This is a genomic window from Candidatus Nanosynbacter featherlites (genome assembly GCF_005697565.1).
Classification (GTDB): Bacteria; Patescibacteriota; Saccharimonadia; order Saccharimonadales; family Saccharimonadaceae; genus Nanosynbacter; species Nanosynbacter featherlites.
The window spans coordinates 487,137-504,663 of the sequence record NZ_CP040004.1 but is presented as its reverse complement, the minus strand read 5'-3'; the positions used below and the strand labels follow the sequence as shown (position 1 = coordinate 504,663).

General features: G+C 49.4%; 16 protein-coding genes. 13 read left to right on the top strand and 3 right to left on the bottom strand.

Annotated features, from left to right (window positions below; all coding sequences use genetic code 11):
• Window positions 1-64 precede the first annotated feature (64 nt).
• The 3 genes from FBF37_RS02615 to FBF37_RS02605 are packed head-to-tail and all read left to right on the top strand — an operon-like array spanning window position 65 to window position 3,330.
• Entirely contained in the window at window positions 65-1,447 is a 1,383-nt protein-coding gene (locus tag FBF37_RS02615) for an ABC transporter permease (protein WP_138079216.1), read from the top strand.
• 6 nt (window positions 1,448-1,453) lie between these two features.
• Window positions 1,454-2,695 (top strand): ABC transporter permease, encoded by a 1,242-nt coding sequence (locus FBF37_RS02610; RefSeq protein WP_138079214.1) that lies wholly within the window; start codon window positions 1,454-1,456, stop codon window positions 2,693-2,695.
• A gap of 8 nt (window positions 2,696-2,703) precedes the next feature.
• The gene (locus FBF37_RS02605; RefSeq protein ID WP_138079212.1) at window positions 2,704-3,330 is read left to right on the top strand and encodes an ABC transporter ATP-binding protein; all 627 of its coding nucleotides are present in this window, start codon (window positions 2,704-2,706) and stop codon (window positions 3,328-3,330) included.
• A gap of 52 nt (window positions 3,331-3,382) precedes the next feature.
• Here FBF37_RS02605 and FBF37_RS02600 read toward each other — a convergent pair whose 3' ends face one another.
• On the bottom strand, window positions 3,383-3,775 hold the full coding sequence (locus FBF37_RS02600; RefSeq protein WP_138079210.1) for a hypothetical protein: 393 nt from the start codon (window positions 3,773-3,775) through the stop codon (window positions 3,383-3,385).
• Window positions 3,776-3,939: 164 nt separating this feature from the next.
• Window positions 3,940-4,983 (bottom strand): hypothetical protein, encoded by a 1,044-nt coding sequence (locus tag FBF37_RS02595; RefSeq protein ID WP_138079208.1) that lies wholly within the window; start codon window positions 4,981-4,983, stop codon window positions 3,940-3,942.
• A 108-nt stretch (window positions 4,984-5,091) separates the two neighbouring features.
• Here FBF37_RS02595 and FBF37_RS02590 point away from each other — a divergent pair, with 108 nt between their 5' ends.
• The 8 genes from FBF37_RS02590 to FBF37_RS04085 all read left to right on the top strand — a co-directional run bounded on the left by FBF37_RS02590 (window position 5,092) and on the right by FBF37_RS04085 (window position 13,563).
• A complete protein-coding gene (locus FBF37_RS02590; protein WP_138079206.1) occupies window positions 5,092-5,802 on the top strand; it encodes an NUDIX domain-containing protein in 711 nt (236 codons plus the stop codon).
• Window positions 5,783-6,196, top strand: coding sequence for a hypothetical protein (locus tag FBF37_RS02585; protein ID WP_138079204.1), 414 nt, complete (start codon window positions 5,783-5,785; stop codon window positions 6,194-6,196). The genes FBF37_RS02590 and FBF37_RS02585 overlap by 20 nt, the downstream gene beginning before the upstream one ends.
• A gap of 112 nt (window positions 6,197-6,308) precedes the next feature.
• Window positions 6,309-7,013, top strand: a complete 705-nt coding sequence (locus FBF37_RS02580; protein WP_138079202.1) for a DNA alkylation repair protein — start codon at window positions 6,309-6,311, stop codon at window positions 7,011-7,013.
• Between the two features lie 69 nt (window positions 7,014-7,082).
• Entirely contained in the window at window positions 7,083-9,596 is a 2,514-nt protein-coding gene (gene pheT / locus FBF37_RS02575) for a phenylalanine--tRNA ligase subunit beta (RefSeq protein WP_138079200.1), read from the top strand.
• The gene (locus tag FBF37_RS02570) at window positions 9,596-11,398 is read left to right on the top strand and encodes an ABC transporter ATP-binding protein (RefSeq protein WP_138079198.1); all 1,803 of its coding nucleotides are present in this window, start codon (window positions 9,596-9,598) and stop codon (window positions 11,396-11,398) included. The genes pheT and FBF37_RS02570 overlap by 1 nt, the downstream gene beginning before the upstream one ends.
• A 25-nt stretch (window positions 11,399-11,423) precedes the next feature.
• Window positions 11,424-12,101, top strand: coding sequence for an FKBP-type peptidyl-prolyl cis-trans isomerase (locus tag FBF37_RS02565; protein ID WP_138079196.1), 678 nt, complete (start codon window positions 11,424-11,426; stop codon window positions 12,099-12,101).
• A complete protein-coding gene (locus tag FBF37_RS04090) occupies window positions 12,094-13,026 on the top strand; it encodes an NAD(P)/FAD-dependent oxidoreductase (protein WP_174843590.1) in 933 nt (310 codons plus the stop codon). Before FBF37_RS02565 ends, FBF37_RS04090 begins: the two co-directional genes overlap by 8 nt.
• A gap of 3 nt (window positions 13,027-13,029) precedes the next feature.
• Window positions 13,030-13,563 (top strand): inorganic diphosphatase, encoded by a 534-nt coding sequence (locus tag FBF37_RS04085; RefSeq protein ID WP_039327576.1) that lies wholly within the window; start codon window positions 13,030-13,032, stop codon window positions 13,561-13,563.
• A 164-nt stretch (window positions 13,564-13,727) separates the two neighbouring features.
• Here the strand turns inward: FBF37_RS04085 and FBF37_RS02555 are convergent, their stop codons facing one another.
• On the bottom strand, window positions 13,728-15,245 hold the full coding sequence (locus FBF37_RS02555) for a RelA/SpoT family protein (RefSeq protein WP_138079194.1): 1,518 nt from the start codon (window positions 15,243-15,245) through the stop codon (window positions 13,728-13,730).
• 33 nt (window positions 15,246-15,278) lie between these two features.
• Here FBF37_RS02555 and FBF37_RS02550 point away from each other — a divergent pair, with 33 nt between their 5' ends.
• Window positions 15,279-16,442: an MFS transporter gene (locus tag FBF37_RS02550; protein WP_174843589.1), complete on the top strand. Its 1,164-nt coding sequence runs from the start codon at window positions 15,279-15,281 to the stop codon at window positions 16,440-16,442.
• Window positions 16,443-16,490: 48 nt separating this feature from the next.
• Window positions 16,491-17,513, top strand: a complete 1,023-nt coding sequence (gene gap, locus FBF37_RS02545) for a type I glyceraldehyde-3-phosphate dehydrogenase (RefSeq protein ID WP_138079190.1) — start codon at window positions 16,491-16,493, stop codon at window positions 17,511-17,513.
• Window positions 17,514-17,527: the final 14 nt, after the last annotated feature.

Sequence of the window (17,527 nt, the reverse complement as noted above, 5' to 3'; positions counted from 1 at the left end):
CACCCATTTCACATTCCCTTCACATTCGCCTGCTACACTGACATAGAATCAAGAAAGGAGATCTATGTCATTTATACAACGTGCCTGGTTGTATATCACCAGGAAAAAACTCAAAACGCTGATTTTGCTGGCGATTTTGCTGTGTATGTCGACGATTATGCTGAGTGGATTTGCCATCAAGCATTCGACCGACGCGGCAGCGCAGTCGCTAGACAAAACGCTCAAGGCCGGCTTCACGCTGGGCAATAATCCGCGTACCAATCCGGGAACAGCCCGCGGTTCGGGAACGGTGTCGAACAAAGACATCGATGCGGTAAAGAATCTGGAGGGCGTGACGGACTATGTTAAACGCCAAAACGCCACGGTAGATTTTATCAATACCAAACTGGTGCCACTACCAAGCGGCGGCAGCGGCTATGATGCTGAGAAGGACAAACAGTTTGGCAATGCCGCCACCATCATCGGCGTTAATAAATCTGAGTCCGAGAAAAAGTTCCGGGCCGAGTCGCTCAAGCTCATCGCTGGCCGGCACATCACCGAGAACGATTCTCACAAGATTTTGGTGCACGAAGATTTTGCCAAGGCCAACAACCTGAAGCTGGGCAGTAAAATTAAGCTAAAGGCCAATCAATACGACACCGACAACGAACGTCCATCCAAGGACGAGGTGGAAGTGGAAATCGTCGGTATATTTAACGGCAAAAACCCAAAGCAGGCGACGTACCAGGTGGAGTTGTTCGAGAATTTGTTCCTGACTGATCTCACGACAACTCGCCAGTTGAATGCCTATACCGAGCAAAATGAGATTTATCAGGACGCCACGTTCTTTACCAAGGGCACCAAACAGTTGGATGAGGTGATGGCGCGGGCAAATAAACTGCCAGTTAATTGGCAAAAGTACCAGTTGAATAAGAATAGCCAGGAGCTAGCCGGTGTGACTGGTGCAGTCAATGGCGTGTACGGCTTGATCGACGGTATGCTGTGGGCAACGGCGCTGGTCAGCGTCGCGGTAATCGGCATGGTGCTGTACTTGTGGATGAATGAACGCAAGCGCGAAGCGGGCGTGCTCTTGGCGACGGGCGTGCCGCAGTCAAAGATTGTGTTGCAATACATCGCTGAGCTAGTGATGATCGCGGTGCTGAGTTTCGGTGCATCGTACTTTACCGCCGGGCTGATTGCGCAACAAATGGGCGATCACGTAGTGTCACAAGCGGCACAGAATGCCACGCGTCAAGCTGGCAGTTCCCTCAACGGCGCGTCGCTCGGTGCTGATGCTGACTCGGTGACGTCATCACGCACGCTGGACAAGGTGACGGTTGGTGTACAACCGACGGATCTGCTGGCGGTGTGGGGCGCTGGGCTGGCGGTGATTATCATTGCGGTGCTACTGGCTTCTCGACCAATTACTCAGTCAACGCCAAAAGAATTACTAACTGAAGTGGACTAGGGGCGAATGATGACGATTATCAAACGAGCCTGGACGGCTGTGACGCGCAAGCGGCGTCGCAGCCTGACCATCGCCCTGATTATGACGCTGATTTTCACACTGCTGATCGGTACACTGACGGTGCAGCAAACGATGGCACAGCTGAAGCAATCGGTCGAGCGAAACATCCGCGCCGGCTTTAGCATCGCCAGCAAGCAACCGTCGGGCGAGGTGCCGATAGGTATAGCACAGCGGGTGCAGCGCCTGGACAGTGTCAAAGCACACAATTTCCAATCAGAGACTACCGCGGAACTGCCAGGCAAACAATTGGTCGACGTAGCGGGTAGCGGTGTGCAGCTGGACTCTAACGTGGCTGGCGAGGCGAAGGTGACGGGCGCCACACAGAGCGATTTGCTGAGCGAGTTCACTGGTAAATTTTACCAACTAGAGCAGGGCAAGCATCTGGGGGCGCACGATCAAAACGCTGCCCTCATTCACAAAACCTTCGCCGAGAAAAATAACATCAAGCCAGGAGACAAGCTGGACATCACCAAAGACGGCAGGCGCGTGACGGTAACTGTCGCAGGGATATTCAGCGGCAAAGGCGAAAAGCCAGCGGTCTTGCAGTCCGACATGGCGGAGAATCATCTCATCACCAACTTGGCTGCGGCGCAGCAGCTGATAGGTAGCCAGCAGTTGACGCGGGCGACATATTTCGCCGAAAATCCACATCAGCTGAAGTCGCTAACAGACCGCGCTAAAAGCCTACCAAACGTCGATTGGAAAAAATTTAGCCTGACTGACAACGGGGCGGCATTCGCTGGGGTTCTCCAAAACATCGCTGGCATTCAAAACATCTTGACGATTGCCACCATCGGCGCGGCTGGGGCGGGGCTGGCAGTGCTGTCACTGGTGCTGGTGTTCTGGGTGCGCGGCCGCTTGCATGAAATTGGCATCTTGCTGTCTATCGGCACGTCGAAGCGGCAGATCATCGGGCAGTTCTTGGCGGAGCTGGTAATCATCGCCGCAGTCAGTTCGGTGTTCGCGCTCGGTATCGGTTCGGTCGCCTCGTCGCAGATTTCTACCGCCCTCACAGCGCAGGCCGACCAAAGCCAGCGCGTAGAAAAAGCTGTGGTGCAGGCCACGCCACCGGTGACTTGTCTGCAGGCTTTCGCCTTCGGATACATGGTCGTTCTGCTGTCAGCCATCGCTGCCACCGCACCAATCATGCGCCAATCACCAAAGCAAATTTTAGCAAAATTAAGTTAGGAGTTATTATGTCACTACTTACGTTACGCGATATTATCTATTCATACGCCGACGGCACCAGCAATGTGCTCAACGGCATCAACTATCAATTTGAAAAGGGCAAATTCTACGCCATCGTCGGTAGTTCTGGGGCTGGTAAATCGACGCTGCTCGGGCTGCTAGCGGGGCTGGACACGCCGACTGGCGGGCAGATTTTGTTCGACGATGAAGACATCGCCGAGCAGGGTTATTCGCACCATCGCAAACACAATATCTCGCTGGTGTTTCAGAATTATAACCTGATTGATTATCTGACGCCACTGGAAAACTTGAAATTGGTTAATGCCAAGGCCACTAACGAAACGTTGCACTCCATGGGCTTGGACGACGATCACATTCACCGCAATGTCATGAAACTTTCTGGCGGACAGCAACAGCGCGTAGCGATCGGCCGGGCGTTGGTGTCCTCCGCACCGATTATCTTGGCAGACGAGCCGACCGGCAACCTGGACGAAACTACCGCCGCCGATATCATCAACATCCTGCGTCGAGCCGCCCACGAAAACGATAAATGCGTCATCGTCGTTACCCACAGCAAACAGCTGGCTAAAGAGGCGGATGTGGTGTTGAAGCTGAAGGATAAGAAACTGAAATAATAGTGATGTTTTTGTTAGGAAGAGCACCGTTTGTTCATGCAGGCGGTGCTTTTTACGTCCAGTCCGGCTTATATGTTGCTTCTGCTACATAATAACACCAACGCCCGTCAAGACTTCGTATATCATAGTCTGCCATATCATCATGTTGGCGAATCTCGATAAACTCTTTATTTTTGTATGGAGTTATTATGTGTGTGAATTCAAATTCGTAGCTACCTGTTAGATTCTTTAATTCATAGCTTTGGTCGAGCGGGTCAGAATAGTCTGTAGCAACGAGAATGAATGAGCGTAAAAAATCACGACCTGGACTTTGGAATAAATGGAATTCTGTATCTTGATACAATACACAGAGTGGTGCAAATGAACGTATATAGGTTGCATCTTTAAGAACAGGAAAAGCTTCAGCTACAAGTTCCGGCAAGGATAATTTGATATTACTGCTCATAGTCCAATTATAACCATTAGAAACTGTCCTTGTACAGGCGCGAACTTTTACGAACTGTAGCGGCTGATTTATGTATCGGCAGCAATAAGGCATAGTGCCACCTTTATAATAAATAAAATGGCTATAAGTACACCTTATATAAAAACTGTAACATACAAGTATGTCTAGTTACGGTAAAGATATTCTTGCAACTCGTCGGGTAGATGAGACGTAAGCATATCATAGGATTCGCCAGTCAGGGCGATTGACAATCGGTCGCGTGGCTGACGCTTGGACAATTTCGTCATGCCAAAGAGCTGTGGGCTCATTTTCCCACCAGGGAGATTGTCGAGTCGGCCAAAACCGGCGGTCAGTCGAACCGTATATTCATCCTGCGCTTGAGCGAGATCAACGAGTTCGCTAAGCAATGGAACGAGTGTATCATTGCCAAAAGTAGTTCGCTGCTCGCGTGAGAAACGCGCGTTGCTCTGTGGTAGTGGCACGGCAAGATTCTGTCCATCGCCTGTCCAGTCGATCAGCTCGCCATCATAACGTTGCACGGCAGTGATTGCTTGGCTACCAAACCAAACGATGAATGAGCGCAGTTTTCCATTATCACGCGCCATCTCCCTGGTTGAGTCCGACACATCCCACGTGGTGAGGATTGCGTTCGGTGTGGTGGGTGATTTGAGCGCCAACATGTCGGCAACCGACTGAGTTGGGTGTGACTCTCGCGCTAATGTTTGCAACGCTGTGATGCCAACACTGAGTGCAGTTTTGGTTCTGTCATCTCGCCATAGTGTTTCTAGTTTGCCCAGCTGACGTTTAGTTGGCGCACGGTCTTTGGTGAAAGCAGCTTGCAGAACGGCGTGTTGGTCGGGCAGCGGCAAGTTGAGGACGCGATGATCAGGATTCATCGCACTCTCAGTTAGAGTAATGTCGTCTTGATTGCCTTTAATGACACGTCCAGCAACTGACGACCCATCAACGCGGTGCCCTGTGATATGTGCTTTTTGAAAATCAAATCGGCCGTCAGTCGGAGCCTGCGGTGAGCATGCGGTAGCGATTGCCCCAATCGAATCAGGATTACATTCATCATGCACAAAGACAGTTGCTGCATCTGGCTGAATCTCAGTCGCGTGTACGTGCTGCAAAAAATTACCCACAGTTTGCGTGAGTCCTTGCTGATGAGTGCGAGCCAAAGTTTCGCAAGAAGGCTTCCGATGCATTTTGCATATTATATCATATATTTATGAATATGGGAATAATGGGGAAATTGACTTCCCTAGATTTTATATGGCAGCCGTCCTATTATGGAGTTAAAAGGAGTGTAGGTCATGAGTTTAGAAGAAAAGGTACATAATGCACAGATAAAGATATTGCGAGAACTACTATTTCTGCCAACTGCTCATTTTGCTGCGTTGCAGCGAGCCACTGGGCTCGATAGCGACCATGTCAAATTCCACATCAAACGACTCGTGGCGTTGGGCTATGTGACGAAAACAGCTGATGGCTACATGCTTTCGATCAAAGGAAAAGAATATGCCAATAAGCTAGACACTGATGCTGGTGTGATTGAGCGTCAACCAAAAGTGGCGGTATTACTTGTTATTGAGCGGCAGCACCATAATGAGAAGCAATACCTTCTGCAGCAGCGGCTTAAGCATCCATATTATGGTTTTTGGGGTGCGCCAACTGGCAAAGTACGTTGGGCGGAGTCTGTTGTTGAAGCGGCAGCACGTGAGCTTGCTGAAGAGACAGGACTGCGCGGTACTTTTGTGCACCGCGGTGTCTATCACGAGCGGGTTCGTCACAGCCAAACAAATGAAATCGTTGAGGACAAACTATTTCATCTGATGTTTTGCGATGCCGTCTCGGGCACGATGGTCAAAGAATTTGAAGGCGGCAAAAATGCTTGGCGTACGCGTGAAGAGATGGAGAGTGAACCAAAGAAATATAAGAGCTTCATGCGCGAAATGGCGGCATGTATTGATGGGCATGGTGAACTAACAGAAGTGATATATGAATATGGCGCGACGGAATTTTGAACCACCTCGGGCGGTGCTTTGCGGCTCATACACGCGTGACAGAGACGGACTTTTCCGGATCTATGATGAGCTTGTTGTAACTGGCTGCCAAGTTTTATCACCACGACGGATGCAGTTTGATAATGCAGCATTTGTGCGAGACATTGCCGAGCAAGGTATATCACCGCAAGCGATCGAAGCCTGTCATTTATCAGCAATTCGTCAAGCGGATTTTGTGATGCTTCATGCTCCAGATGGTTATGTTGGGCTGAGCGCAGCAATGGAAATTGGTTTTGCGACGGCTCAAAAATGTCCAGTTTTTTCATGCACAGCACCGCAAGACATTGTACTGCGCGGATTGGTAAAAGTTGTGCCCAGTGTATATGATGTGCTGTGTGTAGTAGGTCTACGATAGATAATTTTATGCTGTATAATGCGTAATCAATCTAGCTATATAATGTAGAATAAATAATATGACTAGGTATTGCGCTGGTCTATATTAATTAAGCACGAAGGCTAATAGCAATATGCATGATGACATTGTGATGAAACTAACAAAACTCGCTGAAGGTAATGAGGCTTATGCTGAGTTTAATAAGCGCATCGTCAATACCGAGATGCCGGTCATCGGCGTGCGTGTGCCGGATTTGCGGCGCTTGGCGAGGGAGTTAGCGCCTGATATGAGCGCAGCGGATATTAGTGAATTGCTGATGGTTCAGGATGAATCTTTCGACTACGTGTTGTTGTGTGGATTGTTGATTACGCACGCTCGGCTTGATGATCAGACAGCGATTGATTTGACTAGGCAATATTTGCCGCGCGTTGATTCATGGGCTCACATTGACGTTTTCATAGAGAAAAAGCGGCGGTTTGCTGGTGAGTCGTGGTGGGATTTTGCACTAGAATGTTTGCAGAGCGAGGCTGAATTTACAGTTCGCTACGGTGTGGTTTCTTTGATGACTAATTTTTTGGATGAATCGCATGTCGATCAAGTTTTTGCCGCACTGCGAAATATCACCCACGACGGCTACTATGTCAAAATGGCACTGGCTTGGCTATACGCTACGGCGGCGGTGCAGTTTTTTGAGCTGACGCTGGCTGAACTAGAAAACGGACATATTGACGCTTGGACGCGCAACAAAGCCTACCAAAAAATGCGCGAATCACGGCGGTTTACGCCCAAACAGCAGGATGTCATTGCCAAATATAAAGCGAAAGAATATCGCCAGTAATCGCCAGCCTGCAGCCTGGCTCTACAAAAGTCGAATAGTTACAGATAAGGTGATATACTAGTAGCTAGTATGAAAGTCAGCCTAAATCTTATCAAACAATTGATTAATTTTGAATTGCCTCCCGTGGATGAGTTAGTGGCGCGGGTCAATCAGCAGCTTGGCGGTGTCGAAGAAGTGATCGACCTCAAAGCTAAATATGGTGGCGCGCGAATTGTCCGGGTGGTTGAATGCGTCAAACATCCTGATGCTGATCGGCTGAGTGTGACCAAGATCGATGATGGCGGTGCGGTGGCGGATGTGCCGCGCGACGAGAACGGGCTAGTGCAAGTGGTCTGCGGCGCGCCAAATGTACACGCAGGAATGTGGGCGATTTGGCTGCCACCGAAAAGTACGGTGCCAGCGAGTTTTAATGACGATGAGCCATTCGTGTTGGATGCGCGACCGCTGCGTGGCGTGCTCAGCCAAGGTATGTTGGCGGCGGCTGATGAGCTGGATATCGGCACGGATCACGAGGGGATTATTGAAATTCATGAACACGACATGCCGGCGGGTGTTGAGCTAACGGCGGGTGCGAGTTTCGCGGAAACGTTTGGGCTGGATGATTATGTACTGGACATTGAAAATAAGATGTTTACGCACCGGCCGGATTGTTTTGGGCAACTCGGCGTGGCGCGTGAGATTGCCGGGATTTTTCACCAGCAGTTCGCCAGCCCTGATTGGTATAAATCAGTCCAGCAGTTCACGAACGCTGAGGGTTTGGAGTTAACGGTCATCAATGATGTGCCAGAACTAGTGCCGCGGTTCATGGCGGTAGTAATTCGTGATGTTACCGTGCAGCCAAGTCCGTTATGGCTGCAGTGTCAGTTGGTGGCGATGGGCGGCAAGCCGATTAATAACATTGTCGACGCCACGAATTACATGATGCTACTGACGGCGCAGCCAACGCACGCGTATGACTATGATAAATTACGCGGACATAAACTTGAGGCGCGGCTGGCTTTTGATGGCGAGAAGGTCAGTCTGCTCAATGGCAAAGAATATGAATTGACGAGTGATGACATCGTCATAGCTGATGGCGAGGGCGTGATTGGTCTGGCGGGAATTATGGGCGGTGCCGACACTGAGGTTTCGGATGGCACGAAAAATATCGTTTTGGAGTGCGCCAATTTTGATATGTATGCGCTGCGCCGCACAGCCATGCGCCACGGTATTTTTACCGACGCGCTGACGCGGTTTAATAAGGGTCAGTCGCCGCTCCAAAATGCTGCCGTATTGAAGCAGCTGATGGGTATGGTCGGCGGGGTACAGGCCAGTGAAGTGTTTGATCTAAAACAATTTGATGACTGGCTTGATGATTATTTTGGTGGAAAATACACACCAGCTAATATTGATATCGACAGTAAATTTATTAATGAAAGATTAGGCTTAGGCTTATCTGACGATGATATTTGCGACTTGTTGAATAGCGTAGAAATAAAGAGTCATGGTCCGGAAGAAGAACTGGATTACATTTGCATCCAATCGCCGTTTTGGCGCACCGACCTTGAGCTACCGGAGGACATTGTCGAAGAGGTCGGTCGGCTGTATGGCTTTGATAAACTACCGCGCCAGTTACCAATGCGTAGCATTAAATCAGCACCGAAAAACCCGCGCCGCGAACTGAAAAATGCCGTTCGCCAAAGTTTGTCGCGTGCCGGTGCCAACGAAGTCTTGACCTACAGTTTCGTTCATGAGCGCATTTTGAAAAACGCTGAACAGGACGTTGCTCAGGCATACAAATTATCAAACGCCCTCAGCCCTGATTTACAATATTACCGATTGACGGTGCTACCGAGTTTGCTCGACAAGGTTCACGCCAACATCAAGGCTGGACATGATGAATTTGCCTTGTTTGAAATGGGCAAGGGGCATATCAAAATGCATGGTTTGGGCGAAGATGGCCTGCCAGAAGCCAGTCAGTTCACCGACATCGTCTATGCTGCCAAAAAGCCGGGAGCGGGCGCGCCATTTTACACAATTCGTCGCTTGGTTGAGCAGTTGGCGCATGATCTTGGCGCCGAACTGGTGTTTAAGCCAATTGAAGAGGAGCTCAACTTCCCAGTCACGGCACCGTTTGACCAATCACGCAGTGCATTGGTTGATACAACTGACGGACAGTTCATCGGTATAGTCGGAGAATTGAAGCAATCAGTCATCAAGAACTTCAAACTGCCGATGTACGTGGCAGCGGCGAGCTTGGACACGGCTGGCTTGGAGGCTGTCTACGCCAAGCGTGCCAGTCATTACCAGCCGCTCAGTCGCTATCCATCAACCAGCCGCGATATTTCTCTCAAATTGCCAGCTCACGTTAATTATGCGTCCGTCGCCCAAAGCATTGACCGCGTCCTTGAAGCGGTGGAGATTGGCGTGGCCTTTCATGTGGTGTCCATCTACCAGCCGCCAGACGACACATCAACGAAGACACTAACTTTCCGTTTAGCCTTTACCAGCCACCAACGCACCTTGATTGATTCTGATATCACGCCAATCATCGAATCGATCCAGCAGACCATGCAGCAAACTTACGGCGCGGAGCTTGTTTGATGAAATCGCTGCTCCGTACCCTTGGCTATACGCACAATATGTTGCCGTTTTATGCCAAAATTAGCCTGTGTTCGATATTAGTGGCGTTGACTGGCATCGCCATGCCGTATGTCATATCGCGGGCTACTACTTTGATGGTGGAGGTAGTGGAGGGCAATAACATCGGCGTTGGTCAGGTGCTGTGGCTGGCAGCTTTACTATTGGTGTTTGACGTTGCCAATGTGTTGATTCGTAACTTAGGTGGCTACTGGGGTGACGTCATGTCCACCAAGCTCAAAGCACAGTTGTCGACGCATTATTATCACCACTTGCTTAGTCTGCCACAAAGTTATTTTGATGGGGAATTGACAGGCACCATTATCAACCGCCTAAACCGCGCCATCACCGAGATGAGTAATTTCCTGAATATGTTCGCAAACAATTTCCTGCAAATGCTTCTGACCAGCTGTATCACAATTGGTATCGTCCTGACGTACAGCTTAGAGCTGGCACTGCTGGTATTGATATTGTATCCGTTGTTCATCTGGCTGGCGGTATTGACCAGCAAAAAATGGCGCTATTTCCAGTCAAATAAAAATCACGAAGTCGATATGGCTAGCGGTCGATTTGCAGAAGTGGTGTCACAGATCAAAGTGGTCAAAAGCTATGTTCGCGAAAGTTTAGAGTATCGACATTTTACCAAACGCTACCGTAAAACCATCGCCGTGACGCGCAAGCAGTCGCGCTATTGGCACAAAATGGACGTCATTCGTGGGCTGATTTTGAGCATCGTTTTTTTCCTCATCTTTGCCTACATTTTTGTTCAGACGACCGAGAAGAAGTTTACGATTGGTGAGATGATTTTGCTCATCACCTTGATCAACAACCTGCGAACGCCGCTCTTTAGTATGAGTTTCATCGTTGACGGCTTTCAGAAAGCAGTGTCGGGGAGTAAGGACTTCATTGCGGCCATGGAACTCAAACCTGGTATTAAGGATGCGCCTGATGCGGCTCACCTGAACACAGAAAAGGCGACGATTTCCTTTGATGATGTGTCGTTCCGATACGCTAGTGTGCCAAATCGCCCCGTTCTGCATAACATTTCCTTTACGATTCCCGCTGGCGAACGCGTGGCTCTGGTTAGTGAATCTGGTGGCGGTAAAACCACAATTACCAATTTGTTGATGCGACTATATGAGCGAGACAGTGGTGTTATTTCAGTCAATGACACTGACATTCGTAACCTGACCCAGCGCAGTTTGCGCGGACACATTGCAACCGTTTTCCAAGACCCTGTGCTTTTTTCGGGCACCATTCGTGAAAACATCGCTTACGGCAAAGCTGATGCAACGGACAAGGAGATTTTTGCCGCCGCCAAAGCTGCCAACGCCGATGAGTTTATTCGTCAGCTGGACTACGGCTACGACACGCAGATCGGTGAGCACGGCTTGAAGCTTTCAGGGGGTCAGAAACAGCGCATCGCCATCGCCCGTGCAGTGTTGAAAGACGCGCCGATCTTGATACTGGACGAAGCAACCAGCAATTTGGACAATAAAAATGAGCATTTGGTGCAGCAAGCGCTTGATCGGTTGATGAAAGGCCGCACTACATTGATCATCGCTCACCGCTTGTCGACTATCGCGGCGGTTGATACCATCATCACCCTGAAAAATGGGCGAGTTGATGAGATTGGGTCGCCAGATGAATTGGCCAAAACAAATGGTATCTACGCCAAGTTGCTGGAGCTACAGAAGAATCCTGGGGTAGCGGGCGAGCGGTTGGCTGCGTATGACATTGCCGCTGAGCCAAAAGTTGATGTATAATAGGACAAATAGAGGAGGATGAGATATGGCGATAGCAAGATCGCAAAGAATAGGAATTTGGATTATTACAATCACGATGTTGGTGGGTACGGTTGGCGGATTTATCGCCATGATGGTGGCCCCGGGCAATGAAGCCAAAGATCAAGCTGAACTACAGCGAGCGCAAGAAAGCTATAAAGCAGCAAATACAGAACGCCAAAAGAAAGTTGAGGCACAGACAGCAGAATTGAACGATAAATATTACAGCAAGTTTGCCGAATTCGGTTCACGGGTCGGTGCGTTTGAAGCTGGTGATGTTAAAGAGCTCGGCAAAGAGGACTTGGTGGAAGGTGACGGCGCAGAAGTCAAAGATGACACCAAATTTGCAGTGTATTACATTGGCTGGAACGCCAAGGGTGAAGTATTTGACCAGTCAATTGCTGATGGTAAGTTGAAAGCGCCGTTTGCTATAAACGGTCCGGCAAATACTGCAGTCATTCAAGGTTGGAAAGAGGGCCTAGTTGGGATGAAGATCGGTGGCGTGCGCGAACTGACGATTCCAGCTGACAAAGCGTACGGCAGCCAGGGTCAAGGCGACAAAATTCCTGCCAATTCACCACTAAAATTTGTCATCATGGCTATCGAAAAGCCAGCAGATATCCCTCAGCCAGAAATGCCAGAGATTATCAAACGATATTATAAGTCAAGGGGGCTCAATGTCTAAAGAAGTTATCATTGTTGGTGCTGGTCCAAGTGCGTTGACCGCAGCAATTTATCTGTCGCGTGAAGATGTGCCAACGACACTGTATGAACGGGGCGTAGTCGGTGGTATGGCGGCTATTACTGACCAAATTGACAATTACCCAGGGTTTGCTGAGGGCGTGACCGGCATGAAGTTGGCGTCCGAGCTGCAGCAGCAAGCTGAGCGATTTGGCGCGGATATTGAGTACGGTGACGTGACGGAACTGAAGCAAGTTGACGGCGAATTGGAATTGACAGTTGATGGTCAGCCAGTGCGAACTAAAGCTGTGTTGTTAGCGACCGGCTCAAATCATCGCAAGCTGGGTGTGCCAGGTGAAGACGAATTGTATGGTCGCGGCGTGCATTACTGTGCGACGTGCGACGGCGCCTTTTATCGCGACAAGCGTTTGATCGTCGTTGGCGGCGGCAACTCGGCAGTGCAAGAAGCGATATTTTTGACTCGCTACGCCAGCCATATTGACCTGTTGGTGCGCAGCGAATTACGCGCCAGCGATGTCTTGCAAAAAGAATTACAAAAGTATGTCGATGAGGGCAAAATTACCGTCCATATCGGTGCAACGACTGATGAAATTATCGTCAAAGATGATAAGTTTTACGGTGTTACATCAACCCAAAATGGCGAACAAAAAGAGTTCACTGCAGATGGGCTATTTGTCTTCATCGGTCTCATTCCGAACACGCAGTTCTTGGCTGACTCAGATGTTGAACTAGATCTCGGCGGACACATCGTCACTGACGAACACTTGCGTACCAATGTCCCTGGTGTCTTTGCCTCGGGCGACGTGCGTTCGGGCGCGACCATGCAAATCGCTTCGGCGGTCGGCGAAGGCGCGGTCGCAGCATTGCAAATTCGTGAATATTTACAAGAAAAAGCCAGAGAGGAGTAAATCATGGCAGACTTTAACCAAATTTTGACACCGGGTGACGTAGAAAACGGCATCGTCAATGTTGTCGTTGAGATCCCGCAGGGCTCAAACCACAAGATTGAATGGAACCGTGAGCTAGCAGTGATGCAGCTGGACCGCGTTGAGCCAGCAATTTTCGCCAAGCCAACTAACTATGGTTTTATCCCGCAGACATTGGACGAGGACGGCGACGAATTGGACGCCTTGATCATCACCGACCAGCCGCTGACAACAGGCATTTTCATGGAAGCAAAGGTTATCGGTGTGCTGGAATTTGTTGATGATGATGAAGTTGACGATAAGGTGATCGTGGTGCCAGCTGATGATCGCAATACTGGCGATGCTATCAATTCGTTGGAAGATTTGCCGCCACAGCTGCTCAAGCAAATTGAGCATCATTTCAATCACTACAAAGATATGAAAAAGCCAGGCTCGACAGTTGTCAAGGGTTTTGGCGATGTTGAGCGAGCCAAGCAAATCATCCGCGATTCAATCACCCGCTGGAACGAGCAAGCGTAAGAGTATCGACGCAACAGAACAATAATACCACCCTCATTCCAGAGGCTGTGACGGGCGCGAAGCCACGTCAGCCGAACGCCACAGGCTGACTGCAAGTCACCTGTAAAGAGCACTCTGGTTGAGGTGTGGTATTTTATTTCTACTCTGTTAAAAGCTGTTATTTACTATCGATGCCGAAACAGTGATGAAACGCCGCCGGTCAGTTGCTGCAAGATGCCGCCGCTACGCGACAATTGCAAACGCAGTTTGTCCTTAGCATGAGGCGTTATAATCAGCTCGCGCCAGTCCGGCTTCGGGTGGGCGGACTTTTTGGTTAAGACTTCGATGGTGTCGCCGTGCCGCAAGTGATAGGTAAACGGCTTCATGACGCCATTGATCTTGAAACCGCTAGCGTGTGCTGCGATGTCGGAGTGAATGCGGTAGGCATAATCCAGCGGGAAAGCGCCGCGCGGCAAATCATAAATATCGCCTTTTGGAGAATACACGAAAATGCGGTCCGAGAATAATTTCATGCGGAACTTATCAGAGTCAAATCGTTTACCCTCGCCAGCCAGCGCCGCTGCTTCCTGAAGGTCGCGAATCCACGACAAATCCGCCGGCATGGCGCCCATGCGGCCTTTTTTGTAAGCATCAGTCAACTTCTGCTCGTTGTAATGGAAGCTGGCCGCCAAACCACGCTCAGCGTATTCGTGCATCTCTTTGGTGCGAATTTGAAATTCAACAATTTGCCCACTCGGCGTTTGCACGGTGGTGTGTAGACTTTGGTAGCCATTCGGCTTTGGGTTGGCAACATAGTCTTTGATTCGCTCGTACATCGGCTGATACATATCGTGTAGAATTCCTAATACCAAATAGCCTGTCGATAAATCATCGACAATCACTCGCAGTGCGATCAAATCATAAATCTTATCAATATCGCCGACCTTATCAAGTTTTTTAAACAGACTGTAGACGCTTTTGACGCGACCGTCCATCTGGAAAACCAGCTTTTCTTCCTTTAGTCGCGCCTCAACTTCACGGCGAACACGGTCCAGTTTTCGCTGCGACTTTTTCAATCGGCTATCCATCAAACTCTTGGTGCGGTGAAAATCTTTCGGCATCAAATATTTGAAGCTCAATTCTTCCAGCTGCACCCGCACCCGTCCCATGTTCAATCGGTCTGCTAGTGGCGCAAACACCTCGATCGTCTCGCGAGCAATTTTTTTCTGCTTCTCAGGCGACATAAATTGCAGCGTCCGCATATTGTGTAAGCGATCCGCCAGCTTGATGATAATTACCCGCACGTCCTCGCCGACTGCGATCATCAATTTAGTCAAATTGTCCTTGGTGTGTGGCAAATAGCTGTCCAGACTGCGCATGCCAGCGCGCGCCTGCGACACCTTGGTCACGCCATCCACCAAGAACGCCACATCTCGTCCAAATAAACTCTCCAGTTCATCTAGCGTCGCGTCGGTGTCCTCGACCGTGTCATGCAGCACGCCCGCCACCACCGTGTCGATGTCCATGCCCCATTCAATCAAAATCTCGGCCACCGCCAACGGATGATTGATATATGGTTCGCCGCTTTTGCGTTTTTGTCCGGCGTGTTTTTCAGTAGCATAGTCAATGGCACTCGCCAAAACCAGCACTGGCACCTCATCATACTTTTGCCCAGCTGTGGCGAGTAACTCTTCACGCGTCATATATATAGTATAACATTGTGGTATAATAATGGGGTGAAAAATCCGCTCGTCCGACGCTTGGCGCCACTGTTTATTGCGAAGTTCCTGTTGTGTTTTGTATTTTGGTATTCCATTGAAAAACTCTTTATGTACAGCATAGGATTCAATGACGCCAGTATTGGTTTGATGGCGGCGATTTATGCGGTAATGTCAGTCTTCATGGAAGTACCATCTGGTGTGCTGGCGGATCGGTGGAGTCGAAAAGGCGTCATGATCTTGTCGGCCTTAAGTATGTTACTAAGCAGTTATTTTGGGTGGATTAGCAATGACCCGTCGCTATATGTTGTGTCGGCAGCATTCTGGGGATTCTTTGATGCTCTTGCCAGCGGTACTGGTTCAGCCATGATTTATGACTTGCTCAAAGAAGAGCAGGGGCATACAAGAAACTACGATAAGATTTTGGGTCGCTTTGAGATGCTTGGCGGCATTGCTTTAATCATCAGCGCGTTATTAGGCGGATGGTTGGCGTCTGCCACATCGCTTAGGTCGGCGTTCTTTGCAACAATCATAACTGCAGGCCTGGCGGCGGTGATCTTATTGTTCTATCGAGACACAACGATTCACAAACAATCAACCGATGCGAAATTGATTGAGCATACGAAGGGTACGTTTGCGGCTGTTTTCAAGAACCCTGACCTTGCCTGGCTGGTGGTTGTTATGCTGGTAGTATTTTTGGTACAGAAAATGAATGGCGAGTTCTATCAACTGTGGTATGCGGCGTTGTCTATGCCGGCGGCATTGTTTGGTATAGCAGGAGCTATCATCACGGGTACATATAGTTCTGGCGGTGCAATTGTTCGCTTCTTCGCGACTCGACGACGAGTTCTGTTGGCGTTAGCTGTCTGTTTTATCTCCGCAATCGGCATGACTATCAGCCCATCATTTTGGCTAACCGTTGGACTGCAGTTTGTCATTGGTACATTGTCATTTGCACTAGTTCTTGCGCTTACGTCAAAAATGCAGCACTATCTACCGTCGAAATATCGCGCCGGTGCCGGTTCGGTGATCAACACTGTTGGTCGCCTGATATTCATCCCATGTGCATTATTGTTTGGTTTTCTGTCAAATACTATGAGTATCTTTGTCGCAGGCTCTATGACGGTTGTATTTATCGGCATTGGTCTGTTTGCAGAGTTTCACGCTAGAAGCGAAAAATAGTTTGGTATATAATAGGAGAAAAGGCTAACACTTAACAGGGAGGGCAGTATGGCAGCAACAAGAATAGCAATTAACGGCTTTGGGCGGATTGGGCGTAATGCCTTTAAGATTGCGCGCGAGCGGAGCGACTTGGAGATTGTCGCCATCAATGATTTGACGGACACAAAGACACTGGCATATCTCCTTAAACACGACAGTAACTACGGTGAATACGGCCGCCAAGTGACGTTTACAGAAAATGAACTCATCGTCGATGGTCAATCTGTCAAGGTTTTGGCTGAGAAAGAGCCGCAGCAATTACCGTGGAAAGATATGAATATTGACGTGGTGATTGAATCGACTGGCTTCTTTACTGACAAAGAGGGCGCGAGCAGACACCTGGAAGCTGGTGCTAAGCGCGTGGTCATCAGTGGTCCAACCAAGTCTGATGGTATCGATACGATTGTATTTGGTACTAATGACGACAAGATCGCCTCGGCGACGCCGATTGTCTCAAATGCCAGCTGCACGACCAACAGCTTGGGTGCGGTGATGGCAGTTTTGGATGCAGAGTTTGGCGTGGAAAAATCAATGCTGACAACAGTACACAGCTACACCGCTAGCCAAAGATTGCAAGACGCGCCGTCCAAGGATTTGCGTGAAGGCCGTAACGCAGCTGAAAACATGGTGCCGACAACAACGGGCGCAGCCATTGCTGTGACGAAAACTTTGCCGCAGCTAACTGGCAAGTTTGATGGTCTGAGTGTGCGCGTACCAACTCCAGTGGTTTCTCTCAGCGACGTGACGGCACTTCTGCGACGTGACGTGACGGTTGAGCAGGTAAATGAGGCATTCAAAAAAGCCGCACAAGACACGTTCTATCAAGGCATTTTGGGTGTCAGCGAAGAGCCGCTCGTCAGCAGGGATTTCATTGGCAATTCACACTCTGGCGTTGTTGATTTGCCACTCACCAAAGTCGTTGGTGGCAATCTGATCAAAGTCATGGTTTGGTACGACAATGAGTGGGGTTATTCGAACCGTTTGGTAGAGTTGGTGGCAGATATTGGCGCTGTTTTGAAGCGCGCTGGCTAATTTGCAAAAAGCTC

Coding starts and splice junctions, on each gene's coding strand:
- FBF37_RS02600 (WP_138079210.1), bottom strand. CDS start 3,775: ATGAGCAGTAATATCAAATTATCCTTGCCGGAACTTGTAGCTGAAGCT.
- pheT (WP_138079200.1), top strand. CDS start 7,083: ATGAAAGTCAGCCTAAATCTTATCAAACAATTGATTAATTTTGAATTG.
- FBF37_RS02580 (WP_138079202.1), top strand. CDS start 6,309: ATGCATGATGACATTGTGATGAAACTAACAAAACTCGCTGAAGGTAAT.
- FBF37_RS02610 (WP_138079214.1), top strand. CDS start 1,454: ATGATGACGATTATCAAACGAGCCTGGACGGCTGTGACGCGCAAGCGG.
- FBF37_RS04085 (WP_039327576.1), top strand. CDS start 13,030: ATGGCAGACTTTAACCAAATTTTGACACCGGGTGACGTAGAAAACGGC.
- FBF37_RS02585 (WP_138079204.1), top strand. CDS start 5,783: ATGGCGCGACGGAATTTTGAACCACCTCGGGCGGTGCTTTGCGGCTCA.
- gap (WP_138079190.1), top strand. CDS start 16,491: ATGGCAGCAACAAGAATAGCAATTAACGGCTTTGGGCGGATTGGGCGT.
- FBF37_RS02565 (WP_138079196.1), top strand. CDS start 11,424: ATGGCGATAGCAAGATCGCAAAGAATAGGAATTTGGATTATTACAATC.
- FBF37_RS02590 (WP_138079206.1), top strand. CDS start 5,092: ATGAGTTTAGAAGAAAAGGTACATAATGCACAGATAAAGATATTGCGA.
- FBF37_RS02555 (WP_138079194.1), bottom strand. CDS start 15,245: ATGACGCGTGAAGAGTTACTCGCCACAGCTGGGCAAAAGTATGATGAG.
- FBF37_RS04090 (WP_174843590.1), top strand. CDS start 12,094: ATGTCTAAAGAAGTTATCATTGTTGGTGCTGGTCCAAGTGCGTTGACC.
- FBF37_RS02615 (WP_138079216.1), top strand. CDS start 65: ATGTCATTTATACAACGTGCCTGGTTGTATATCACCAGGAAAAAACTC.
- FBF37_RS02570 (WP_138079198.1), top strand. CDS start 9,596: ATGAAATCGCTGCTCCGTACCCTTGGCTATACGCACAATATGTTGCCG.
- FBF37_RS02595 (WP_138079208.1), bottom strand. CDS start 4,983: ATGCATCGGAAGCCTTCTTGCGAAACTTTGGCTCGCACTCATCAGCAA.
- FBF37_RS02605 (WP_138079212.1), top strand. CDS start 2,704: ATGTCACTACTTACGTTACGCGATATTATCTATTCATACGCCGACGGC.